The organism is Micromonospora sp. C97 (assembly GCF_018070385.1).
Taxonomy (GTDB): domain Bacteria; phylum Actinomycetota; class Actinomycetes; order Mycobacteriales; family Micromonosporaceae; genus Micromonospora; species Micromonospora parva.
In genome coordinates this window covers 528,459-550,395 of record NZ_JAGPXU010000002.1, presented here as the reverse complement: position 1 = coordinate 550,395, position 21,937 = coordinate 528,459, and the positions used below count along the sequence as shown (strand labels likewise).

22 protein-coding genes are annotated in these 21,937 nt (G+C 72.0%); 12 read left to right on the top strand and 10 right to left on the bottom strand.

Annotation, left to right across the window (positions count from 1 at the left end):
* Nucleotides 1–30 precede the first annotated feature (30 nt).
* Nucleotides 31–648, top strand: a complete 618-nt coding sequence (gene folE, locus KBX26_RS05775; RefSeq protein ID WP_112601529.1) for a GTP cyclohydrolase I FolE — start codon at nucleotides 31–33, stop codon at nucleotides 646–648.
* A 70-nt stretch (nucleotides 649–718) separates the two neighbouring features.
* Here folE and KBX26_RS05770 read toward each other — a convergent pair whose 3' ends face one another.
* A complete protein-coding gene (locus KBX26_RS05770) occupies nucleotides 719–1,438 on the bottom strand; it encodes a hypothetical protein (protein ID WP_210864873.1) in 720 nt (239 codons plus the stop codon).
* A gap of 28 nt (nucleotides 1,439–1,466) precedes the next feature.
* Nucleotides 1,467–4,028, bottom strand: coding sequence for an FtsK/SpoIIIE domain-containing protein (locus KBX26_RS05765; protein WP_210864872.1), 2,562 nt, complete (start codon nucleotides 4,026–4,028; stop codon nucleotides 1,467–1,469).
* A 194-nt stretch (nucleotides 4,029–4,222) separates the two neighbouring features.
* Between KBX26_RS05765 and KBX26_RS05760 the strand changes: the two genes are divergently transcribed.
* Nucleotides 4,223–4,786 carry a hypothetical protein gene (locus tag KBX26_RS05760; protein ID WP_081883661.1) on the top strand — a complete coding sequence of 188 codons (564 nt, stop codon included), beginning with the start codon at nucleotides 4,223–4,225 and terminating at the stop codon, nucleotides 4,784–4,786.
* A gap of 2 nt (nucleotides 4,787–4,788) precedes the next feature.
* On the opposite strand, the gene KBX26_RS05755 is transcribed toward KBX26_RS05760, so the two are convergent.
* The 7 genes from KBX26_RS05755 to KBX26_RS05725 form a co-directional block, all read right to left on the bottom strand.
* Entirely contained in the window at nucleotides 4,789–5,388 is a 600-nt protein-coding gene (locus KBX26_RS05755; protein WP_210862880.1) for a hypothetical protein, read from the bottom strand.
* 13 nt (nucleotides 5,389–5,401) lie between these two features.
* On the bottom strand, nucleotides 5,402–6,574 hold the full coding sequence (locus tag KBX26_RS05750; RefSeq protein ID WP_030327993.1) for a M23 family metallopeptidase: 1,173 nt from the start codon (nucleotides 6,572–6,574) through the stop codon (nucleotides 5,402–5,404).
* Nucleotides 6,571–7,128, bottom strand: a complete 558-nt coding sequence (locus KBX26_RS05745; protein WP_036410627.1) for a hypothetical protein — start codon at nucleotides 7,126–7,128, stop codon at nucleotides 6,571–6,573. Before KBX26_RS05745 ends, KBX26_RS05750 begins: the two co-directional genes overlap by 4 nt.
* The gene (locus KBX26_RS05740; protein ID WP_247675869.1) at nucleotides 7,125–9,137 is read right to left on the bottom strand and encodes an MFS transporter; all 2,013 of its coding nucleotides are present in this window, start codon (nucleotides 9,135–9,137) and stop codon (nucleotides 7,125–7,127) included. Before KBX26_RS05740 ends, KBX26_RS05745 begins: the two co-directional genes overlap by 4 nt.
* Before the next feature lies 1 nt (nucleotide 9,138).
* Nucleotides 9,139–12,537, bottom strand: a complete 3,399-nt coding sequence (locus KBX26_RS05735) for an ATP-binding protein (RefSeq protein ID WP_210864871.1) — start codon at nucleotides 12,535–12,537, stop codon at nucleotides 9,139–9,141.
* A 70-nt stretch (nucleotides 12,538–12,607) separates the two neighbouring features.
* Nucleotides 12,608–12,970, bottom strand: a complete 363-nt coding sequence (locus tag KBX26_RS05730) for a hypothetical protein (protein ID WP_030327985.1) — start codon at nucleotides 12,968–12,970, stop codon at nucleotides 12,608–12,610.
* A gap of 13 nt (nucleotides 12,971–12,983) precedes the next feature.
* Nucleotides 12,984–13,298 (bottom strand): hypothetical protein, encoded by a 315-nt coding sequence (locus KBX26_RS05725; protein ID WP_030327982.1) that lies wholly within the window; start codon nucleotides 13,296–13,298, stop codon nucleotides 12,984–12,986.
* Nucleotides 13,299–13,654: 356 nt separating this feature from the next.
* Here KBX26_RS05725 and folP point away from each other — a divergent pair, with 356 nt between their 5' ends.
* From folP to KBX26_RS05690, 7 genes are all read left to right on the top strand, one after another.
* Nucleotides 13,655–14,551, top strand: a complete 897-nt coding sequence (folP, locus tag KBX26_RS05720) for a dihydropteroate synthase (protein ID WP_030327980.1) — start codon at nucleotides 13,655–13,657, stop codon at nucleotides 14,549–14,551.
* The gene (gene folB, locus KBX26_RS05715) at nucleotides 14,548–14,916 is read left to right on the top strand and encodes a dihydroneopterin aldolase (protein WP_210864870.1); all 369 of its coding nucleotides are present in this window, start codon (nucleotides 14,548–14,550) and stop codon (nucleotides 14,914–14,916) included. The genes folP and folB overlap by 4 nt, the downstream gene beginning before the upstream one ends.
* On the top strand, nucleotides 14,913–15,440 hold the full coding sequence (gene folK / locus KBX26_RS05710; RefSeq protein ID WP_030327977.1) for a 2-amino-4-hydroxy-6-hydroxymethyldihydropteridine diphosphokinase: 528 nt from the start codon (nucleotides 14,913–14,915) through the stop codon (nucleotides 15,438–15,440). Before folB ends, folK begins: the two co-directional genes overlap by 4 nt.
* Nucleotides 15,441–15,459: 19 nt before the next feature.
* Nucleotides 15,460–15,996: a DUF3180 domain-containing protein gene (locus KBX26_RS05705; RefSeq protein WP_030327975.1), complete on the top strand. Its 537-nt coding sequence runs from the start codon at nucleotides 15,460–15,462 to the stop codon at nucleotides 15,994–15,996.
* A gap of 118 nt (nucleotides 15,997–16,114) precedes the next feature.
* Nucleotides 16,115–17,329: an ABC transporter permease gene (locus KBX26_RS05700; protein WP_210864869.1), complete on the top strand. Its 1,215-nt coding sequence runs from the start codon at nucleotides 16,115–16,117 to the stop codon at nucleotides 17,327–17,329.
* A 53-nt stretch (nucleotides 17,330–17,382) separates the two neighbouring features.
* Nucleotides 17,383–17,691: a hypothetical protein gene (locus KBX26_RS05695; RefSeq protein ID WP_030327972.1), complete on the top strand. Its 309-nt coding sequence runs from the start codon at nucleotides 17,383–17,385 to the stop codon at nucleotides 17,689–17,691.
* 53 nt (nucleotides 17,692–17,744) lie between these two features.
* Entirely contained in the window at nucleotides 17,745–18,248 is a 504-nt protein-coding gene (locus tag KBX26_RS05690) for a hypothetical protein (RefSeq protein WP_210858991.1), read from the top strand.
* Between the two features lie 39 nt (nucleotides 18,249–18,287).
* Here the strand turns inward: KBX26_RS05690 and KBX26_RS05685 are convergent, their stop codons facing one another.
* Nucleotides 18,288–19,292 (bottom strand): ABC transporter ATP-binding protein, encoded by a 1,005-nt coding sequence (locus KBX26_RS05685; RefSeq protein ID WP_210858990.1) that lies wholly within the window; start codon nucleotides 19,290–19,292, stop codon nucleotides 18,288–18,290.
* Nucleotides 19,293–19,294: 2 nt separating this feature from the next.
* Between KBX26_RS05685 and KBX26_RS05680 the strand changes: the two genes are divergently transcribed.
* The 3 genes from KBX26_RS05680 (at nucleotide 19,295) to KBX26_RS05670 (ending at nucleotide 21,923) form a co-directional block, all read left to right on the top strand.
* Nucleotides 19,295–19,981 carry an ABC transporter permease gene (locus tag KBX26_RS05680; RefSeq protein WP_210858987.1) on the top strand — a complete coding sequence of 229 codons (687 nt, stop codon included), beginning with the start codon at nucleotides 19,295–19,297 and terminating at the stop codon, nucleotides 19,979–19,981.
* Between the two features lie 2 nt (nucleotides 19,982–19,983).
* Nucleotides 19,984–20,718, top strand: coding sequence for an ABC transporter permease (locus KBX26_RS05675; RefSeq protein ID WP_210858995.1), 735 nt, complete (start codon nucleotides 19,984–19,986; stop codon nucleotides 20,716–20,718).
* 200 nt (nucleotides 20,719–20,918) lie between these two features.
* Nucleotides 20,919–21,923 carry a glycine betaine ABC transporter substrate-binding protein gene (locus tag KBX26_RS05670; RefSeq protein ID WP_210858986.1) on the top strand — a complete coding sequence of 335 codons (1,005 nt, stop codon included), beginning with the start codon at nucleotides 20,919–20,921 and terminating at the stop codon, nucleotides 21,921–21,923.
* The last annotated feature ends 14 nt before the right edge of the window (nucleotides 21,924–21,937 follow it).

Sequence of the window (21,937 nt, the reverse complement as noted above, 5' to 3'; positions counted from 1 at the left end):
CGACCCGACGGCGACGACGAACTGGACTACGTGGCCGCGCGGCTGATCAGCGGCAAGCTGACCGGCCGCCCCGTCGAGGACGCTGTCGACCTCGGCCGGATCGAGAAGGCCGTCCGCGAGATCCTGATCGCGGTCGGCGAGGACCCGGACCGCGACGGACTCCAACAGACCCCGGCCCGGGTCGCCCGCGCGTACGCCGAACTCTTCGCCGGCCTGCGGGTCGACCCGGCCCAGGTGCTCAGCACCACCTTCGAGGCCAACCACGAAGAGCTGGTCATCGTCCGGGACATCGACGTGATGAGCCTCTGCGAACACCACCTGTTGCCCTTCCGGGGCAGCGCGCACATCGGCTACATCCCCGGCCCCGACGGGCGGATCACCGGCCTGTCCAAGCTGGCCCGGCTCGTCGAGGTCTTCGCCCGCCGCCCGCAGGTGCAGGAGCGGCTCACCTCGCAGGTCGCCGACCTGCTGATGAGCAAACTCGCACCCCGCGGCGTCGTCGTCGTGCTCGAATGCGAGCACATGTGCATGGCGATGCGGGGCATCCAGAAATCTGGTGCCAAGACCATCACGTCGGCCGTACGCGGCATCCTGCAGACGGACTCCAAGTCGCGGGCCGAGGCGATGGCGCTGATCATCCCCCGCTGACAACCCGACGCACCACGGCCGGCCGACACCCCCTGGCGGGGACGGCCGGCCGTTGCGTCCCTGGTGCCCGTCAGCCGGCGAGCAGGGCCAGCAGCAGCCCGGCCGTGGCCAGCACCGCCGGCACCAGGCACACCAACGCGCCGAAACGCGCCGTACGTTCCAACCGCTCGGTGGGACTGACCCGGAACAACCGTCCGATGCCGATCCAACCCGCGACGAACGCCACCGCCGGCATCGGCAGCCCACAGATCAGCGCCGCCACGGTCGCCGGTCCCACCCCCGTGGCCGCCAGCACCACGACCTGGATCAACGGCACCAGCAGCGCAAACGGCCCGTACACCAGGAGGTTGCGCGCTCGCGCGGGCCAGGACCCCGGCCGGATCCGGCGGCGTGCGGCCAACGCCGCGTCGGCCGCCTCGGCCCACCCCCGCGCGGACCGCAACGCCGCCAGCACGGCCGCCGGACCACCCGCCATCGACCGGGCCGCCTCCGACACCTCCGGCGGCGACGGCACCAGAGAGATCGCCGGTACGCCCAACTCACGCAGCCGTTCCTGCTGGCTCGCCAGCCCGGTACGGAGCACCGTCAACTCCTCCCGCGCGGCCTCCGCCGACCGGGCCTGCTCACCGGCGGCCGCAGCAGCGCTACGGCGTACCCCGTCCAACTGACGGGCGGCCGCAAGATACCCCGCCCAGGCCGTGCTGGGCTCGACAGCCGGCAGCGTGGCGTCCCCGGTCGCCGCAGCGGCCCGCTGTCGCACCGGCCCGGTCACCGTCGCGTTCGAATTCACCTCGGCACCCCCCACCCGCGCCACCCGATCAGCCGGCCCCGTCGGCGAACGGCACCAGGACGGTGCCCCGCTCGTCCGGGCCGTCCCAGAGCACCGCCCGGTCGGGGCGCGCGTGCCACTCGACCGGCCGGCCGAAGACCGCGGTCAGCTGCGCGACCGGCACGTCCAGCACTGCCACCGCAGCCAGCTTGTCGACCTCGCCCGCCGGCTCGAACAACGCCGCGAACGGCGGCACCGCACGCCACCAGCCCAGCAGATGCCTGCCCGCCGGAGGCCCGTCCCGCAGTAGCGACCGCAGCCGGTCCACCGGCAACTCCCGAGGACCCGGCCGGTCCAGCCCGAACACCACAAGGTACGTCGGCAGGTCGTCGGCAGTGTCCGCGAACAGCGTCGGCAGATCCACCAACTCGGCCGAATGCCGGGCCGCCAACTCGGCCGTCAACGCCTGCGCCAACGCCCGGGAGCCCGGGTCCGGTGCCGCCACCAGGAAACGGGCGCCACCCGGTGCGTGGTGAGCCGCTGTGCTCCGCGCCGCCGTCGCCAACAGCCCGCCCGCCGCGGTGCCCGAGCCCAGCACCGCGAGGTTGCGCCCGGCCGCCGGCCCCAACGGCACCGCAACCGTCGAACGGGCCACGTCCACCGCCCGGCCCAACAGGGCGGCCGGCCCGTGCGCCTGCCCCGCCAAGGCCGCCCGATGGCGCGGATCGTTGCCGAGCAGAGGCCGGGCGTAACCAGCGAAGACCACCGGCGGCACCGACCCCGTCGGACGCGCCGCCCACAACTCGTGCCGCAACGCCTCCACGACCTCCGGATGATCCTGCGGATCCGGGTGACGGATCAACCGCTCATGACCCCGGATCGCCCCCCGCGGACCGCCGAGCCCACCGGCCGTGTTCACCACCGCACTGCCCACCGGCAGACCGGCGGCCGAGTCGTTCGTCGGCTCCAGTACCGGACTGCCACCCGGCAGCGCCACCCGAACCGGAAACTGCCCGAGCACCGAATCCCGATGACCGGCGTCGGCGCGCGCACTCAACCCCAACTCACCCGCACCGGCCAACACCAGGTGCACGCCGTACGCCCGGCCGGCCCGGGCCAGCGCGTCCAGCTGGGCGGCCACCTCGGCGGCCAGCCGATCCCGCCCGGCGAACAGCAGCGGCACATTGTCCACCACACAGACGATCCGCGGCAGCGGCTGATGCTGACGCAACTCCGCGAAGCGTTGCCCCCCGGCCCGCGCACCCGCCTCCGTGCGGCGCTGGACCTCGGCCGTCAACTCCTCAAGCAGATCCCTGACGTACTCCCGGTCGGCAGCCATCGCCGCCGCCCGCACCTGCGGAACCCACGACCGGTCCCGCTCGGTCTGCAAAAACTCCACGAAGGACTCGCCGTCGCCGAGATCCGCCAGGTAGAACGCCAGGTCATCCGGGCCGTACCGGGCGGCCAGGCCGAGCAGCGCTGTGGTCAGGAACGCCGCACGGGCCGCCGCAGAACGACCGCTCACCAGCCAGTGCGGGGTCAACTCGGTGAAACCCAGCGACACCGACCGGCCTCCGGCATCGCCGACCGTCGTGGTCAACCCGTCGGCCGAGTCCGACTCCCACAGCCGCTCACCCGTCGGCGGCAGCAGGGCCCCCAACGCCAACCGGGAACCCGCCTCCACCTGCTCGGCGAGCCGCCGACAGACCGCGTCGACCAACTCGGCCGGCGGGTCCGACTCCACGAAGACCGGAGAGTTCAAACCACCCGGCGGATCCGCGCCCGGCCCGGCGAACGACGCCCCCGGCGGGTCACCGAGCAGCGCGTACGCATTACGCAACGCCAGCGCGGTGCTGAGCGGCAGCGGTGCCCGGGCCGAGTACGGGCCGGCGGGAGGCCAACCCGCCACCACCAGGTGCAGCCCCGCTGCCGGCCCCTGCTCGGCCAACGTCTCGATGCGCGCCAGATCGGTCGGACCGGTCGACTCCGGCAACGCGGCCACCACCAGCAACAGCGTCCGGTCGTGACGACGACGCCCACTCGCCCCCGGCGTGACCCACTGCTCGGCCTCGGTCAGCACCGCACGCAGACCCGCCACATCCACCGCCGGCGGCGGCAGCAGACCGGCATCCGCGAGTGCCCCGAACGGCGTCAACACCGCCCCGGTGGCATCCACCGCGCGGATCAACAGGGCACCCGCCGGCGCCGCACCCAACAACCGCAGGAGTACGGCCCGGAGCAACCCCGCCACTCGCGCCTCGCGCGCGTCAACGTCCACGCTGAGATGACCGGTGCCGACAAGTGGCACCAACGCGGGGAAACGAGCGTCGTCCAACGGCGCCGCAGTGCCGACCCGAACGAACGGCGGCGGACCATCACCAGCCGGAGAGTCCACGGAAAGTGAATCCAGCGCCGCGCCCGCCCAACCCGGAGCCACCAACGCCGCAGCCGACCGTAGCCGGTCAGCCACCTCGTACTGACGGCGCTGATCCGCCGGAGCCGGCCGCGTCTCGTCCAGGATCCCGGCAGCCGCGGTCGCGACAGCCGTCGCCCGACGGTGCAGGGCTGCGGCGCGGTTCGTGCGAGCCTTCGGACCGGCCACCGCGTCCACCCCCTCTACCCGAGGTTGGCAACCCCTCCCAAGCAGAGACGGTATCCCAGCCGCGGGCGCACCTCCGGGAGGTGCCTCGGCGCTGCGCCGGTGTTGTCGCGGATCTCACCGGTGGGGAGGGGTCCGTCACGATCCGCTGGATCTGAGGCATTGGCTCCGGAGCGTCCAGCCGATAACTTCAGGAGGTGGAATCAGTGCAGCCCCCCGCCGGTTCCCAGGTCTCCCGCGTACCGGCCCAGCGGACACCGTCCGAGCAGCTGCCGCCCGCCCCGGCAGCGCCGGCACCGCAGCCCCCACGCCGCCGGATGCGGACGGTTCTCACCGTCGCCGCTGGCGTGCTCGCGCTGCTGTGTCTCGGCGGAATCGCCACCGCCTACGTCTGGTACGACCGCGCCTCAGCCCCGGATCGCAGCGCACCCGACGTAGTGGTGGACAACTATCTGCGCGCGTTCCTTGTGGATCGCAATGACACGAGAGCAGACCTCTTCACCTGCGAGAGCGGAGCCGACCTTCAGCCCGTTCGAGACCTGCGAGCTGAGGCTGAGCAGCGTGAGGCGAAGTTCGGGGTCACTGTGCGAGTCAGTTGGGGTGCACTGACTCGCACACAGTCGGGTGCGGGAGAAGTTGTTGCCACCACGCTGACTATTTCCGGCGCTGCCGAGGGTGTCGTCCGAAGCAGTCGCCGAGAGGACTGGACGTTTACTGTCGTCGAGGATGACGGCGGTTGGCAGGTATGTGGCGGCGCACGTGCTGGCTGATGTCACTCGATCCAGAGCAGGTGAACCGGAACCTCCAGCGTGGTGGGTGACTGGCCGCGCCAAGCCCAGCGGTACCACTCCACCTCAGGTGTGATCCGCACGCAGATGTCCCCTTCGGCGCCCGAGTAGGTCTCGGTGACCGCTCGAAGGTCACGGTGCTCCAGGCCATTCTCGACGTGCACCACCCGCCGCCCGGTGACCGCGTCGGCTTCGAAGACCGGCGTGGGAGCCCGGTGTGCCGGGCCGTCCAGCGAGACCAACCGGATGCCGGTGTCCCGGGCACCATCCACCACCGGTCGGCTGCCGACGGTCTCCACCCAGACCCGCTCCACCGGCACCAACGGAGCGAACACCTCGACCTGCTCGGCTTCGGCCCGGTACCACTCGTGCTCGGGAATCACCGGCACGTAGGTCCGGGCGTTCTGCACCACCCGGTCGTCCGCGCGCAGATCGCCACGCCAACCCAGCCCGGGCAACCCGACCAGCACCCGTCGCCCGCGTAGGTCGACCCGCTCCGTCGCGGGGACGATGGCCAGCGGTCGAGGTGGTTGCGGTGCCCAGTCGGGCTGGTCGGCGAACGGGTCGGGCAATGGACCGGTCATCCCTGCGGTGACCTCACTCAGCGGCGCGCAGCGGGGCGCCCCGCTCGCGCATGAACGGGACCGGGTTCACCGCGCCGGAGGCGCTGCGGTTGTTGCGCAGGTGTACCTCGAAATGCAGGTGCGGGCCGGAGGAGTTGCCACTGCTGCCGACCTTGCCGATCACCTGACCGGCCGTGACGATCTGGTCCTTTTTGACGAAGGGCTGGACCACCATGTGGCAGTAACGGGTGATGTAGCCACCGGCGTGCAGCAGGTCGACGAACCAGCCGCAACCCCCCTTGCCGGGAAATCCGTCCACGTTGCAGTCCTGGCGGCCGCGGTGGTCCTCGTCGCAGGTCGAGACCAGCACCCGACCGGTCGCTGCCGCGCGGATCTCGGTGCCCTTGGCCGCGCCGATGTCGACGCCGTTGTGGCTGGGCCGGCTGGCGGTGCGGAAACCGGAGCCCACTCGGCCGGGTATCGGCGCGGTCCAGCCGGAGGCGGCGATCTGGCCGCGTTCCGCCGCGTTGCACACCGCCTTGCCGTTGATCTCGACGGTGCGGGCCGCACCGCCGGCCAGCGCGTCCACGATCCGGCTGGCCACCTCCTCGTGTTTGGCGTACGCGTCCGGGTACGCGCTGACCTGTACCCGCTGCGCGACAACTGTCAGCGGTCGGCCCTGCCAGCCCTGAACCTTGACGAGCTTCTCGTAGAACTTGCGGGCCGCGTACGCCGGGTTCAACCGCTCGGCGACGGAGCCCCACCCCGGACGCTGCTGGAACAGGCCCAGCGAGTCGTGGTCCGCGCCAACGCCCTCGTGGGGCAGGGCCAGGGACTCGGGTACGCCGCTGTTCGCCAGGTTGCGAAGGGCGGATTCCTGCATCGCGGTGGCGAGGGCGATCACCCAGCCGCGCGACGGCACGCCCATGTCCTGACCAACCTTGATGATGATCGCGGCATTGCGGACCTGGCTGTCGCCGTACTCGGCGAACCGCGGCAGCTTGCCCGCGACGTTCACCGCTCGGATCGGTCCGCATTCCATGCCCGCTAGGGCGTCCCCGTTCTCGGCGTCGTCGCCGCCGAGCCCGGTGAGGAAGAACGCCGCGGTGCCGCCCGTGCAGCAGAGCAGGAGCAGCATCCCGGTGAGCACCGCGGCGATCAGGCCGAGCCGGGGCCGGCGGCGAGTGGGGCTATCAACGTCGCTCACGGCCGCTCCCAGTCCAGAACGTCGACCAGCCAACCATCGTCGGAGGTGACCAACTCCAGCCGGAGCCGGCCGGTATCGAGGGGGAGCAGCAGTTCGACGAACGTCTCGGTTCGCTCCCGCATGGTCGGCGGACCGGTGACCTTCTCGGCGGGCACGCTCTCGGGCTCGGCGCCGGTCAACTTCTCCCTCAGCGCCGGTGTGGAGAGCGGCCGCAGGCCAGCCTGCCAGTCTTCGGTGGTCATCCCGGGGCGACCCAGCCAGGCTGCGGCGAAGCGGTCAGCGGTCTGTTCGGGGGTGCGGGCACCCGGCGACGTCACGGGTGACGGCGGAGCCGCGCTGTTGAGCAGGCCGTCGTCCCCGGCTGTCGGGTCCACGGTGATGATCGGGCCATCAGGACGGTTGCTCAACCCATCCGTCGAATCGACCGGGTTGCCGACCAGCCGGGCTGCCCCGAGCACACCGACAACCACCACCCCGATCAACAGGGCAATGCCCAGCCGGGACCGCAGCGCCCGGGTGAAGAGGAACTCCAACGCCCGCCGCATGGCTGTCACCTCGCCTCTGAGCGCACCCGAGGTCCGGTGCGATCCGGCGCTCGTTCGGAGGAGCCCGGGCGGTAGACCACGAACGACGGGTTCTCAGCCGGCACATCGGGTTCGGTCCAGGTCGCCGGCTTTCGGCGTCGGGGCTGCGGTGCCACCGGGCGGCTCCGACCGCGACCCTCCTCGGCCAGCGCATCGTCGGGCCGCTCTCGACCGTCCGGACGCACCGTCTCGCTGCGCCGGCCCTCGGCGGCGGCGGTCGGCACCGGGGCCGGGTCCTCCCGCCGCGCCTCTGGTCGTAGCCGGGTCTGCTCCGCGTCGGGTGACCGTCGACGTCCGCCCACCGGTTCGGCGGTGCCGCCCGGCTCCGCCACGTCCAGCCGCGCTGCGGTCCGCATGTCGCGGAAGAACCTGCGGTGCCAGGAGCCGGCCGAACTCACCGCTTCGCTGCTGTCCTTGCCGCCGAGTTGGGTGATCCGTCGGTACGGCCGCAGCAGCAGCCATCCGACCACCCCACAGAGCCACACCAGCACCACCTGAAGCCAACCCGGCAGGGTGGGGGTGCTCATGATCAGATCGACGGCGAACAGGTAGATAGCGGCGCCAGTGCCGAAGATGGCAATGTTGAACACTGCGGCAACGACCGCATTGGCCAGCCGGCGAAGCCCGGCGCTGGCCGGTCGGAGTAGACCGATGGTGCCGAGAATCGGGGCAGCGATCACCGCCCAGCGGAAGATCAGGAAGCCGAGCAGCACGAGCACCGACGCGGTGAGGTCGAACATCGCGAAGAGCACTGCCGCGAGTACCGCGATGAATCCGGACCCAATCCGGTCCATGTCTCGGGTCCCCGTCAGGAACTCGTACGCCTCCGGGTCTTCGGTCTTGATCTGCTCGGCAACCGTCATCCACTGCTGTTGCTTGGCCTTGATCGTGGCATCCCGGGTGGCCGGGTTGGCACGGAGCTTTTCCGACTCCTCCCAGGAGAGGGCCTTCGCGTCGTAGAGTGCCGGCCCGTACTTACGAGCGGTCTCGCTGTCCGCCGAGCCGAGTACTCCACGCAGCCAGTTGCGGTAGAGCATGGATTCGGTGGCAGTGTCGCTGGCCCGGACAGCCGGCGGTCGGTTGTCCTTGCAGGCCTTAGGATCCGGATCGTCGCATTGATCCGGCGGGGTATCCCTTGAAGCCGGGCCTATGGCGTCGTGCACGACGCCGAGCGAGGTGATCAGAGTGCCGTCGGCGATGTTCGCCGACTTGACCGGCCAGGCCGCCAGCGCGGTGACTGCCACCATCACCAGCAATGCCCACCCTGCGGTGGTCATCGCGTTACTCATGTCCGACTGGCGGGAGCGCCAGAGCAGGTAGAGGCCCACCACGCAGAGCGTGACGATCCCGAAAACGCTGAACACCTTCTGGTAGACGGCTTTGGTGGCCTTCTCCACCAGCGGGTCGGCCCAGTCCCACATCGCGCGTGGATCCCAGGCTCGTTCCCGCAGGGCGTTCGAGGCGCCCACGACCGCAGTGGCGATCATGAGCTCACCGTTGGCGACCGTGGTGGTGAACTTGTAGTCCGGATGGAGAATGGTGGAGGCGCAACCACCATCCACGTCATAGGTGTTGAAGCTGTAACCGCCGTACCCGTAGTCGCTGTAGATGCCCTTCGGCCCGGGCAGCTTTGACGAGTCCGGGCGGGAGGCGAACCAGCCGGCAAGGCCAGAATCCGGGGCGGACGGTACAGGTGGCTTTCGGCAATCGATCTCAGCCTGGCTGACCTGCTTCAGCTTGCCCACGCAGGTGCGGAAGTCGGCCTGCCATTCAGCGGTCGTGCAAAGGTCGGCGCGGGCCTGGGCGGCTGGGGGTGCGGCGGCGGCGGCCTCGGCGCCGATCAGCGGCCAGGTGAGGCTGGCCCCGGCCAGTACGCCGAGGGCGAGCAGGAACGACGTGAGCCTTGCCCAGGCTCCCGGGCCTCGGTCACGGCCCTCCGCCTCGGCTCGACCGAGGACCTTGACCCAGGCCCTAGCCATGTCACGCCTCCAGATCCGGCAGGGGGATGCTCGGCAGCACTCCGGCCGCTGCGGCGATCGCGGCGGGCGTCGTGTCGAGGTGGTCCAGCAGGCCTTCGACGTACGAGACGTCGACGCGGACCTTCTGCACCCGGCCGTCCACGTCACGCATCACGAACTCGCGGAAGCCGAGGCGGGCGGCCGAGTTGGCGTCGGCGGCGGAGAGGGAGGCGAGGGTGGCCTCGTATCCGTCGTTGACCGGCACCCGCAGCAGCCGCAGAGCTTCGGAGGCGATCTCGGCGTCCTCGGCGATGCGGCCGACGAAGACGGTGGAGACGAGGTTCTGCACGTCGAGGCCGAGGATGTCGCGGGGGTTCTGGGAGGCGACCAGCGCAGCCAGGTTCCACTTGCGGGAGTCGCGGGCGAGCCGGACCAGGAAGGAGCGCCCGGAGCGCCAGCCTTCCATGAAGTGCGCCTCGTCGAGGCCGACGAGCTTGCGGGACGACATCGAGCCGCCGTAGCAGCGCCGGACGGCGAGCCGGTGCGCGGTGTGCAGCATCGGCAGGGCCAGTGCTTCCTCGGCTGACCAGTACTCGCGTTCGATCTTGAGGTCAGGCAGCCGTAGCCCGGCCATGGTGATCACGGTGAGTGCCGCGTCGGCACCGAGCAGCCCTTCCGGCGGTCGGCCGAAGAAGAGCATGGCCAGCGGCATCTCGGCGGTGTCCAGCAGGAGGTTCGCCAGTTCCTTGCCGGCGTCGTCGTCGAGCCGCCCGAGGCAGCTCACCACGTCGTCCAGGGTGGAGGTTTCCTCGGCGGGGACCTGCCGGACGGCGTGCCGGAACAGGGTGGCTGTCGACGCCTCCCTGGCCACCTGCGGTGGGACGAGCATCATGCAGATGTCCTGGACCAGCATCCGCCGCTCGGCCCGGGCGTTGGAGACGGCGATTTCGAACTCCCGGTCGCCGGAGGCCCCGGGGCCGAACTCGGAGCGCAGCGGCGTCGGGATGAGTGAGTAGGGCGCCAGGGTGCCGTGCTCCGAACCGGTCAGGTTCAACACCCGGGAGTACGGCCGCAGTTCGGGCATCGCGCAGAGGCGGGCCAGCGGGCCGGACGGGTCGAGCAGGGTCACCTGGACACCTCGGCGGGCGGCCAGGTAGCCCAGGGCGCCGAGCAGTGTCGACTTGCCACCGCCCGGTTCGGCGACGAAGACCGCGAGCCCGGAGCGTTCCCGGACCTCCATGGGGAAGTGCAGGTCGAGGAAGACCGGGCGGCGGCAGGTGCCGGCGGTCCGGCCGATGAGGTCGCCCCGCCGGTCGCCCACGTTCGATGCTGCCTGGGGGAGCGCGGCGGCGAGCAACGGCACCGGCATGCGCCGGACGTAACCGGTGTTGGCGATCGGCTCGCCGGGGATGAATTCGCGGGCCAGCCAGTCCTGGTTCTTCGGGTGCTGCAATGAGATGCGCAGCTCCCGGGAGTAGAGCTGGATGAGCCGGCGGGCCCGCTCCAGGCACTCCTCCCTGGTCCGGCCGCCGACCGCGATCCGGTGCCAGCCGTGCGCTCGGGCCGAGTCGACCGGCAGGCCGGTGGTCATCTCGTCGCCGATCACCAGGGCGCGCTTGGCCAGTCGCTCCAGCTCGGGGGGCGCGTCGATGCCGTGTTCGGCGTAGTCGAGCTGTTGCGAGCGGATCATCCGCAGCCGGTGTTCGAGATTGCGGAAGGAGTCACCGGAGCCGAGGATGTCGACGCGGGTGGAGATCTCCATCGGCCAGGGCAGCCGCTCGTGGAAGTGCAGCCAGGGCTCGTGCCGTTCGGGGATCTCCAGCGGCTCCATCCGGCCGACGGCGAGCACGGCCACGTGCCGCTCCTCACCGGTCATCCGGTTGACCAGCTTCACGGTCGAGCCGTACGGAGTGCGGTAGCGCTCCACCTGCTCGGTCATGGCGAGCAGGTCACCGCGCTCCCAGCGCCCGTCGGTGACGGGGGAGAGGGTGCTCGGCGGCGACATGCACAGCGCCACCGAGCGGTAGAGCAGCCATTCCAGCTCCTGGGCGGTGACCCGCCGGCCGCGCATGCCGAACGCGCCGAGCACCTCGTCGAACTGCTCGACGGTGCGGCCCAGCTTGCGGCGTTCGCCGTCGGCGGTGCCCCGACCGAAGGTGCGCAGCAGCCGCTCGGTGAGCGAGTCGCCGAGTGAGCGGCGGGCGAAGGTGACCCCCAGGTAGGTCTGCCCCTCGGCGTGGTTGACCGCCATCAGGTGGCGTTGGGCGGCGACCAGGTGATCGGCCCAGCCGGTGGTGCCGGGGACGTCGGGCAGCGGTGCCGAGGTGTGCGTGTCGATCGTGCGGGCCCACTCGTCGGCGGGGAACGGCCGGGTGGTGCGGCGCAGGTGCAGTCGGAAGCCGGCCAGGCCGGCGTACTGCTCGGAGATCGCCGACAGCAGCGCCTCACGTTCGGCGTCCGGCCGGAACGCCCAGCGGACCTCGGGCAACCAGTACCAGGCCGTGACGGTGTTCGGCGTGAAGGTCAGGTGGCCGGCGATCTCGGTGATGGCCAACTCGACCGACGGGTCCCGGTCTCCGAACTTGATCTTTGGAGCCCGTACCCGGGTCGGCTTGATCGGTCGGTCCGCTCGGCTCGCCGCACGTTGGCGGGGTGCGGCGACCTCCTTGCCGGTGGACGCGGTGCCGGTGCTCCTGGGGCGACCCGGGTCGGCCGCCCGCCGCGCCGTGCGTTCCAGGGCTGGGCGGTCAGTGCCGGCGATGCTGGCCGGCTGCGGGGCCGGTGCGGTGGGCCGGGCCGCCTGTGCCGGGGGTCGGCTCGGCGGGGCGCCGGCTGGCCGGCCGGCGGGGTCGGTGGTCGCCGCCGATGGCCCAGGGCCGGTGGCCGGGGCGGGCTCGTCCGGCGGACGCCGCATCGGCCGTCGATCGCCGGCCTGATGCGGCACCCGGGACTCGGTCGGGTGGCCGCCTCCGTGGCGTGCCTCGACGGGTCGGACACCGCTGCCGGGCTGGTCGGCGGGCGTCCACGGCGGCTCCACTTCGGGAACCGCACGGGCTGGTGCCGGGCTGGCGGTGGGTGGCGGCTGGTGCGGGATCGCCGGTTGCTCGCGGGTGCTCGGGCCGGCCGTGACGGCTCGGGTCGCGCCGGGCCGGGCCCCGCCGCCGAAGAGGTCCAGGAAGGGGGAGTCGATGTCGGCGTTCTCACCGGCCGACACGGTGCTGGGTTCGGCCGGTGGGGTCCGGCGGGGGACCGGCCGGGGGGCCTGGAACACGCCGACGGCACCGTGACCGGGCGACGTCACCAGCGCGGGGTCGAGGGCGACCTCGTCCTCGTCTTCGGTGTAGTCGAATGAGTGCGCACGGTGACCGGCCGGCGCGCCTGGGCGGCCGGCCGGGGAACCCGGCGTGGAGGAGCGGCTCATGCCACCGCCTCAGCGACTGTCGGCAGACCCGTGCCCGCGTCCGGTGACGGACCGTTCGCCATGCTTCCGGTCATGCCAGCTCCTCCCGAATCCTGATCCGGCTGCCGACCAGACGCGGATCGCGCTGCTCGACCGCCGGCTCCCGGGTGCGTCGCCAGTCGGTCAGCGCGGTGCGGATGACCACCCGCGCCGGCCGGTCGGGGTCGACGTGCCGGAAGATGAACGACGTGGTCACGATGGCGAGCGCGATCTCCCAGGCCGGGAAGAGCTCGACCGTCAACGTGAACAGCCAGTGGATGAACATGTAGAGGGGGACCAGCAGGATGAAGAGCCCGTACTGGGCGTAGGGCAGGTGGACCGGAAGGGTGTAACCGGGCGGCCCGAGGTAGACCAGGCGGGCCCGGTAGATGTCGTCGTCGGTGCGCAGCCGCATCTGGTGAACGCGCCTATTCGAAGATCAGGTCGATCAGGTAATCGCCGACGAAGAAGAGTGTTGCCGCGCCGGCGATGAAGGCGAGCCCGACGATGGCGATCGCGGAGCTGGTCAGCACCTTGGAGATCTCGCCTCGGCTGGCACGGCCGATGAAGATGACGCCCAGGACGGCGAGCAGGATCGGCGCGATCTTGCTGGCGAAGAAGGTGACGACACTGTTGGTGTCGATCCCCTTCGGTGCCGGCTCCGCGAGTGGAGCCGACGCCAGGGTGGAGAGCGCGTGGGCGACGCCGGACGACGCCGTCTCCATGAGCTCGAAGGCGATCACTGGAACCTCCCCATAGCGCGGCCGGCGGTGCCGCGGCGGTGCAATAGGCAAGCCTTGCGGGAAAAGTGCTCCACAGGGCATGGCGTTCTTGACCCTGTGTTCGTTACTCACCACGGAGGGTGGCGAGGTTTGGGCGGATTTCCCCCGCTTCGGCCCTCCCTCCAAGCTTCGCCATCTCGATGCTGGCCAATTCCAAAGCGTACGGGCCGCCCCGGATTGCGACAAGCCGCGAAGGGCCTGCCTGATGCTGCCCGGATGACCGATCGTACACCTGTTCTAATCGGCACGTCAGGGGCAGTGCCGCAGGGTCGACCCGGGTCGCTGGGCGCCGCTGCCGCGACCGGTACCGTCTAGTCGTGACCGATCTGGTGCGGGCCTCGGGCCCGGTGGTGATGGGCGTCCTCAACGTCACGCCGGACTCCTTCTCCGACGGCGGACGGTACGCCGACCTGGACGCTGCCGTCGGACACGGCGTCCGTCTGCGCGACGCCGGCGCGCACCTGGTCGACATCGGCGGCGAGTCGACCCGTCCGGGCGCTGAGCGGATCGACGCCGCGACCGAGGCGGAGCGGGTGTTGCCGGTCATCCGTGAGCTGACCGCCGCCGGTGTGACGGTGAGCGTCGACACCAGCCGCGCCCGGGTGGCGGAGGCCGCGTTGGCCGCCGGCGCGGCCGTGGTCAACGACGTCTCCGGCGGCCTGGCCGACCCGGACATGGCCCGCGTGGTCCGCGACGCGCGCTGCCCGTGGGTGCTGATGCACTGGCGTGGCCACTCCCGCGCGATGCGCGAGCTGGCCACCTACACCGACGTGGTGGCCGACGTGCGGGCCGAGTTGGCCCAACGGATCGACGCGGCGCTGGCCGCCGGGGTGGCCGCCGACCGTCTCGTCGTCGACCCCGGGCTCGGCTTCGCCAAGACGGCCGCCCACAACTGGGAGCTCAGCGCCCGCCTGCCGGAGCTGCTGGACCTCGGCTACCCGCTGCTCTTCGGGGCCAGCCGGAAGTCGTATCTCGGCGGCCTGCTCGCCGCAGCGGACGGCACGCCCCGACCGACCGCCCAGCGGGAGGCTGCCACCGTGGCCACCAGCGTGCTGGCGGTCGCCGCGGGCGCCTGGGGCGTACGTGTGCACGACGTACGGGCCACCACCGACGCGCTCGCCGTCTGGGCCGCCACCGGCAGCCCCCGTCTCGCCGCCGCATCCCGCGACCACTGGCGAGCGCAACACGATCACGAACACGAGGTACGGCGATGACGACGGACCGGATCCAGCTGACCGGCCTGCGGGCGCACGGCCGGCACGGGGTGTACGACTTCGAACGCGCACAGGGGCAGGACTTCGTTGTCGACGCCGTCCTGGAGCTGGACCTCGGCCCGGCCGCAGCCACCGACGACGTCACCGCCACCGTGCACTACGGCGAGCTGGCCGAACGCCTGGTCGCGGTGGTGACCGGGGAACCGGTCAACCTGATCGAGACCCTCGCCGACCGGCTCCTCACGGTCTGCCTGGCAGACGAGCGGGTCGACTCCGCGACGGTCACCGTGCACAAGCCGGAGGCCCCGGTGCCGCACACCTTCACCGACGTGGCCGTCACCATGACCCGGGCGCGTGCCCGGTGACCCGGGCGGTCCTCTCGCTCGGCAGCAATCTGGGCGACCGGCTGGAGCACCTGCGTACGGCCGTCGCCACCCTCGGCGACGCGGTGCTCGTGCTCTCCGGGGTGTACGAGACTCCACCGTGGGGCGACACCGACCAGCCCGCGTACCTCAACGCGGTGGTGCTGGCCCAGGACGACAGCGCGACCCCGCGCGACTGGCTGGAGCGGGCCCGCGACGCGGAGCGTGCGGCCGGTCGGGTCCGGGACCCGCAGCGGCGGTTCGGGCCGCGCACCCTCGACGTGGACGTGATCGCGGTCTGGGGCGACGACGGCGAGCCGGTGCTCAGCGACGACGCGGAGCTGACCCTGCCGCACCCCCGGGCCCACCTGCGCGCCTTCGTGCTGCGCCCGTGGATCGACATCCAGCCGTACGGTCAGCTGCCCGGTCACGGCTGGCTGACCGACCTGCTGACCACCGGCCCGGCGGCGGACGAGGCGTTGGAACTGCGTCCGCGGCCGGAGTTGGCGTTAGAGTCGACGGCATGACCGAGCGGAACCGGCCGGCATGACGCAGGCGAAGCCCCCACCCCGCGGGTCGGGCCCGGACGGGTCCCGGATGGGCCCCACCCGGATCTCGACACTGGTCGTGGCCGGGCTGGCCGCGGCGGCGGTGGCCTGGCTGCTGATCAGCACCCTCTACTACAGCGGCATTCCCCGGTTGCCCTGGCTGCCGGTGGTGACGCTGGCCGGGCTCGCCGTGCTGGAGGCGTACGCGGCGATCAACACGCGGGGTCGGATCGAGCGCAAGCCGGGCCGGGACCCGGTCAACCCGCTGATGGTCGCCCGCTTCGTGGTGCTGGCCAAGGCGTCGGCACTGGCCGCGGCGATCTTCGCGGGCTTCTACGCGGGGCTCACCGGTTGGCTCTTCGTGGAGACCACCCGGGCCGCCCTGGACGATCGACCGGCCGCCGGTGGGGGCCTGCTCGCCGCACTGGCCCTGGTCGGCGCCGCGCTCTGGCTGGAGCGCTCCTGCCGGGTGCCGGAACGCCCGGACGACGAGCGCGAGCAGGACCCACGCGAGAGCCGCCCCGGCCAGCGCTGAGCAGGGGGTTACGCCCGGCTGCGGGCGCGGGTACGGTGCCTGCGATCAGAGAGCGAGGCCGCCCAGGGTCCGTCCGTGCGCCGGACCGGGGGCGGTCGGCCACCGGGAAGGCGGCGTCATGGGGTACGAAGAAGCGGGCCGGGACCGGTCGGCCGAGCCCTCGTCGGGGGTGCCGGCCGCGGTACTGGAGAACGTCTTCGACGACCCCACCCACGGTGAACCCGGCCGGGACCGGATCGGCGTACACCTGGGGTGGGAGCTGGTGCTGCTGGCCGGTCTGGCGGCCGTGAGCTGGCTGCTCTGGCAGGAGGACCCGGCCGCGGTGCGCGACGGCAACCTGCGCACCCTGCTGATCGACGCGGTCGGGTTGGGGCTGCTCGCACTGGCCGCTGGGCTGAGTCTGCGGACGGCCGCGCCCAACCTGGCCATCGGCCCGGTCGCGGTGGCGGCTGCGCTGCACTACGCCGAGCAGGGTGACCGGGGCCTGCCGGCGTCGATCGGCCCGGCGGTGGCGGTCGCGGCGGTGGGCGGGCTGGTGCTGGCGCTGGCCGTGGTGGTGCTGCACGTGCCGGGTTGGGCCGCCAGCCTGGCCGGTGCCGCCGCCGTGGTGGTGTACATCGAACGCCGTTCGGCGCCCGTGCTGGTGCAGGGTGACTACGAACCGACCAGAAGCGCCGGGTACCTCTTCGCCGGCTTCGCCGCGGTGGCCGTCCTCGGTGGGCTGTTCGGCGCGATCCGGGCGATCCGCCGGCTCGTCGGCCGGTACCGGCCGGTCGCCGACGCGGCCCGCCGCCGGGGTGCGGTGGCCGCCGTGGTGACCGCTGTCGCGCTGGTCGTCTCCACGGTGCTGGCCGCTCTCGCCGGTGTGCTGCTCGCCGCGAACGACCCCGGGCCGGTGGCGCCGACCTCGGGGTTGGACTGGACGGTGCTGGCAGTCGGCGTGGCCCTGCTCGCCGGCACCAGCGCGTACGGCCGCCGGGGCGGGGTGTTCGGCACGCTGCTGGCGGTCGGTCTGGTCGCCGTCTTCCAGGTGTACGCCTCGGAACGCGACTGGACGTTGAGCAACTGGGTGGTCGGCGGGGCCGCGCTCGGCGTCGGGCTCCTGGCGACCCGGCTGGTCGAGACGCTCGGGCGGCCCCGGGCGGGCGGCCCCGAGCAGCCCGAGCCGGTCAGTGACGGCACGATCAGCTCGGGTTGGACGATGCCGCAGCAGCAGTCGGTCGACAACTGGCCGCCCACCCTGCCGACCCAGGCCGCGCCCCCGCCCGCCGACCCGTGGCGGGATCCGCGCTGGGAGGACGGCCCGCGGCAGTGGGACACCGACGGTCGGTGAGCCGCGTCGCGTCCGCCGAGCCGGAGCTGATCTCGACAGTTAGGCTCGGCGACATGACCGACACACCTGCCGCCACCCCCGGCGGAACCTCGTTCGAAGAGCTTGACGCGTTGCCCACCGAGGAACTGCGGGAGCGGGCGTTCGCCCTGGCCCGGGAGCGTCGCGACGTCAAGTTCTACTGGTCGGTGATCCGCCACCTGCCGAACGCGGACGAGGCCACCGTGCTGGACGGCGCCCCGAACTCGATCGGCCCGACGATCGACGAGGCCAACGCGTTGTGGCGGGAGCTCACCGGTCACGGGTACGAGGAGTCGGCGCCGCTGCTGCGGGCCGCCTTCATCGACTACCTGATGAAGCACTGAGCCGCCCGGGGCAGCCCAGGTCCGCCCGATCCAACGGTGCGGGGGCTGGGCGGATGGCGTCGTTCCTGCACCGTTCCGGCCCGGTCAGCCGCTACGGCACGGCCGCCGGCACCGGAGCGCTGGCCGTGTTGCTGCTGGTTGGCATCTGCGGCAGTCCGGCGTACACCGGTTGGGCCGCCACCCTGACCGACCCGGAGTCGGGCGGTGCCTTCTACGCGCGCCTGCTCGCCTGGCCGGCCTGGCGGTTGGACGCGGACGGGCAGGCCGGCGGGTTGTTCGCCGCCGACGTGCGGGCCGTGCTGCTGGTGGTCCTGGCGGTGGCCCTGCTCTACCTGCTGCCCGCCGCCCAGGTCGCCCGGGTGCCGGGCCCGGTCAGCCAGTTCTTCTCCGGTTGGGCCGCGTACGTGCTGGCCGCCGGGCTCGCGGGCCTGCTGGCGACGCTGTTCGGCCCGACGTCGTCGCTGCTGGGTGCTTTGGAGGCCGCCAGCACCGGTGCCGGTTACGGCTTCCTCACCGGGTGGATCATCGGCGTCGCCAGCCTGGGCGGTCGCGCCTGACCGACCCGACCGAGGCGGGGTCAGCCTCGGTCGGGTCGGTCAGGTGGTCTGTCGGCCGAGGTCGAGGAGGCGCTGTCGGCTGAGCGTGCCGACCGGGCGGCCGGCGTCGGTCACCAGGAGCCGGTCCCGGCCCGAGGTGAGCAGGACCGCCAGCGCGTCGTACGCGGAGCCGTCCACCGTCACGGTGGGCAGGTCCGCTGCGGTGCCGTCGGGCACCGGCTCCAGCGCGTCACGGTCCAGTGGGGTCACCGCCAGTCGGCGGATGCCCCGGTCGGCGCCGACGAACTCGCGTACGAATTCGGTGGCGGGTGCGCCGAGCAGGGCGGCCGGGGTGTCGTACTGCTCCAGGTGCCCGCCCGCGGAGAGCACCGCGATCCGGTCGCCGAGTCGGACCGCCTCGTCGAGGTCGTGGGTGACCAGCACGATCGTCTTACGCACCTCGGCCTGAAGGCGCAGGAACTCCTCCTGGAGGCGGGCCCGGACGATCGGGTCGACGGCCGAGAACGGCTCGTCCATCAACAGCACCACCGGGTCGGCGGCGAGTGCGCGGGCCACCCCGACGCGCTGACGCTGGCCACCGGACAGCTCGTGCGGGTAGCGACCACCGAACTCGGCCGGGTCCAGCCCGACCAGGTCGAGCAGCTCGTCCACCCGGGCCCGGGTCTGGCTCTTGGGCCAGCGGAGCAGGCCCGGCACCGTGGCCACGTTGGCCCGCACCGTCTGGTGTGGAAAGAGGCCGACGTTCTGGATCACATACCCGATCCGACGGCGTAGGCGCACCGGGTCGACGTCGGTGACGTCCTCGTCGCCGAGCGTGATGCGGCCGGCGGTCGGTTCGATCAGGCGATTGATCATCCGCAGCACTGTCGACTTGCCGCAGCCGGACGGGCCGATCAGCACCACCAGTTCGCCGGCCCGGACGTCCAGGCTGAGGTCCCGGACAGCTTCGGTGCCGTTCGGATAGCGCTTCTGGATGCCGTGCAGGGAGATCGACGCCGCGCGAGGTGACTGGGCCACGCTGGCAGCCTCCGGGGTAACGTCCACGTATGTCCTTCCGCCTGAGCTACCTGGCCGACCCGGGTAACCCCTGGTTCTCCTGGCAGTACGTGCGGGACAACTCTGACACGATCCTCGCCGCGGTGCGCGAACACGCCTCCCTCACCGGGCGGGCGGTGTTGATCGCGGTGCTGATCGCCCTGCCGTTGTCGGTGCTGGCGTACTGGTTCCGTCCGCTCGCCGGCCCGATCCTCGCTGTCAGCGGGGTGGTCTACACCATCCCGTCCCTGGCGCTCTTCGCGTTCATCGCCCCGTACCTGGGCACCGGTGCGACAACGGTGCTGGTCGGGCTGGTCCTCTACGCGCTGCTGCTGATCGTGCGCAACGTGGTGGCCGGTCTCAACCAGGTGCCGCCGGAGGTTCGCGAGGCCGCCGAGGGCATGGGTTACGGCAGGTGGAGGCGCCTGTTCCGGATCGATCTGCCGCTGGCGCTGCCGGGCATCGTGACCGGCGTACGGCTGGCGACCGTCTCGACGGTGGCGCTGGTCACGGTCGGGGTGCTGGTCGGGCACGGCGGGCTCGGGCAGTTGATTTTCGCGGGCTTCCAGAACAACCTCTACAAGGCCGAGATCATGACCGCCGCGCTGCTCTGCGTGGCGCTCGCGGTAGTGCTCGACCTGCTGCTCATCCTGGTCGCCCGGCTGGTGACCCCCTGGTCCCCCCGGAGGGCGCGGTGATCATGGCGGCGAACCCGATCGGGCAGGCGATCACCTGGATCAACGACCCGCTGAACTGGACCAACCCGGGCGGCATGCTGGACCGGCTCGGCGAGCACCTGACGATCTCCGCCCTGGCGGTGGCGCTCGGGTGCCTGGTGGCCTGGCCGCTCGGGCTCTGGCTCGGGCACCTCGGCCGAGGTGGCGGCCTGGTGGTGCTGATCTCCAACGCGACCCTGGCCATCCCCACCCTGGCGTTGCTGACCATCCTGCCGGTGGTCTTCGCCAGCGGCTTCGGGAAGACGCCGGTAGTGGTGGCGCTGGCCGTCTTCGCCGTGCCGCCGTTGCTGGCCAACGCGTACACCGGGGTGCGGCAGGCGGACCCGGAGGCCCGGGACGCGGCCCGGGGGATGGGTCTGTCCAGCGCGCAGTTGCTGCGCCGGGTGGAGTTGCCGCTGGCCGTGCCCTATCTGGCGGCCGGCTTCCGGACCGCAGCGGTTCAGGTGATCGCGACCGCCGCGCTGGCGTCCTTCGTCAACGGCGGGGGCCTGGGCCAGATCATCCGGACCGGCTTCGGGATCGGTATCGCGGCCGGCGGCGGGCAGATCGTCGCGGGCGGTGTGCTGGTGGCCGGGCTCGCGCTGCTCGCCGAGGTGGTCCTGGGCGGTGTCGAACGGCTGGTCACCCCCAAACCACTGCGACGCGGGCGGCAGCGCCTGGGACGCCCCCGGGCCGCCGACGCCACCGGCAGCGCGTGACCCGTCGGGGTGGGCCGGCGTCGAACTGACCACCCCGCCCGGTTCGTTCGGTGACGATGGGGTGACGAAGTCCATCCCAAGTTGTCGGTCGGTTGCGGAGGATGTTGGGTGGATATTCGCGGGCGGCCGACAGTCAGGATCGCCCGTCGGACACGCGGCCGGCCCGGGACGGGCCGCGCCGGGACACGGAAGGCGGGCACATGCGCGCACGTACACGTCTGGCGATCGGGGCGGTCAGCGCCGTCGCCGGGGCAGCGCTCCTCACCGGCTGCGGTGACGCCGGCTCGTCCGGCACCGACGCACCGCAGTCGAGCGCCTCCGGCGCCGGGTGCGCCCCGGTCGCCGGTCAGCAGCTCATCGCTCTGCAGGACGACAAGAAGCTCCAGAACTCCGACAACGTCATTCCGGCGGTCAACAGCAAGGCGGCCAACCCGCAGTTGATCGCGGCACTGGACAAGGTCTCCGCCGCGCTCGACACCCCGAAGTTGATCCAGCTCAACAAGGCGGTGAACGAGGACCGCAAGACCCCCAAGGTGGCGGCCGAGGAGTTCGCGTCCGCCAACAACCTCACCGCTGGCATCGCCAAGGGCCCGGGCGGCGACATCACCGTCGGTGCCGGCAACTTCGCCGAGAGTCAGATCCTCGGCGAGCTGTACCGGATCGCGCTCACCGCCGCCGGTTACCAGGTCAAGGTGCAGCAAATCGGTAACCGGGAGCTCTACGCGCCGGCTCTGGAGAAGGGCGAGATCCAGGTCGTCCCGGAGTACGCGGCGACCATGGCCGAGTTCCTCAACACCAAGGCCAATGGCCAGAACGCCCAGCCGATCTCCTCGCCGGACATCAACACCACGGTGACCGCGCTCAAGGCCGAGGGCGACAAGGCCGGCCTCAACTTCGGCACCCCGGCCGCCGCGCAGGACCAGAACGCCTTCGCGGTGACCCAGGCCTTCGCCGACAAGTACGGCGTGCGGACCCTCTCCGAGCTGGCGGCGAAGTGCTCCGGCAGCGCGACGGTGCTGGGCGGGCCGCCGGAGTGCGAGCAGCGTCCGTTCTGCAAGCCGGGCCTGGAGAAGACGTACGGGCTGTCGGTCGGCAAGTTCTCCTCGCTGGACCAGGGCGGGCCGCTGACCAAGAGCGGGCTGCGCGACGGTTCGATCAGCGTGGGCCTGATCTTCTCCTCGGATGGTGCCTTCGCCACCAGCTGAGCCCTCCCCGCACG

Excerpts from the sequence above, each read along its gene's own strand:
- folB (WP_210864870.1), top strand. The coding sequence starts at position 14,548 with ATGACGACGGACCGGATCCAGCTGACCGGCCTGCGGGCGCACGGCCGG.
- KBX26_RS05670 (WP_210858986.1), top strand. The coding sequence starts at position 20,919 with ATGCGCGCACGTACACGTCTGGCGATCGGGGCGGTCAGCGCCGTCGCC.
- KBX26_RS05690 (WP_210858991.1), top strand. The coding sequence starts at position 17,745 with ATGGCGTCGTTCCTGCACCGTTCCGGCCCGGTCAGCCGCTACGGCACG.
- KBX26_RS05675 (WP_210858995.1), top strand. The coding sequence starts at position 19,984 with ATGGCGGCGAACCCGATCGGGCAGGCGATCACCTGGATCAACGACCCG.
- KBX26_RS05755 (WP_210862880.1), bottom strand. The coding sequence starts at position 5,388 with ATGACCGGTCCATTGCCCGACCCGTTCGCCGACCAGCCCGACTGGGCA.
- KBX26_RS05740 (WP_247675869.1), bottom strand. The coding sequence starts at position 9,137 with ATGGCTAGGGCCTGGGTCAAGGTCCTCGGTCGAGCCGAGGCGGAGGGC.
- KBX26_RS05705 (WP_030327975.1), top strand. The coding sequence starts at position 15,460 with ATGACGCAGGCGAAGCCCCCACCCCGCGGGTCGGGCCCGGACGGGTCC.
- KBX26_RS05700 (WP_210864869.1), top strand. The coding sequence starts at position 16,115 with ATGGGGTACGAAGAAGCGGGCCGGGACCGGTCGGCCGAGCCCTCGTCG.
- KBX26_RS05680 (WP_210858987.1), top strand. The coding sequence starts at position 19,295 with ATGTCCTTCCGCCTGAGCTACCTGGCCGACCCGGGTAACCCCTGGTTC.
- KBX26_RS05695 (WP_030327972.1), top strand. The coding sequence starts at position 17,383 with ATGACCGACACACCTGCCGCCACCCCCGGCGGAACCTCGTTCGAAGAG.
- KBX26_RS05735 (WP_210864871.1), bottom strand. The coding sequence starts at position 12,537 with ATGAGCCGCTCCTCCACGCCGGGTTCCCCGGCCGGCCGCCCAGGCGCG.
- KBX26_RS05730 (WP_030327985.1), bottom strand. The coding sequence starts at position 12,970 with ATGCGGCTGCGCACCGACGACGACATCTACCGGGCCCGCCTGGTCTAC.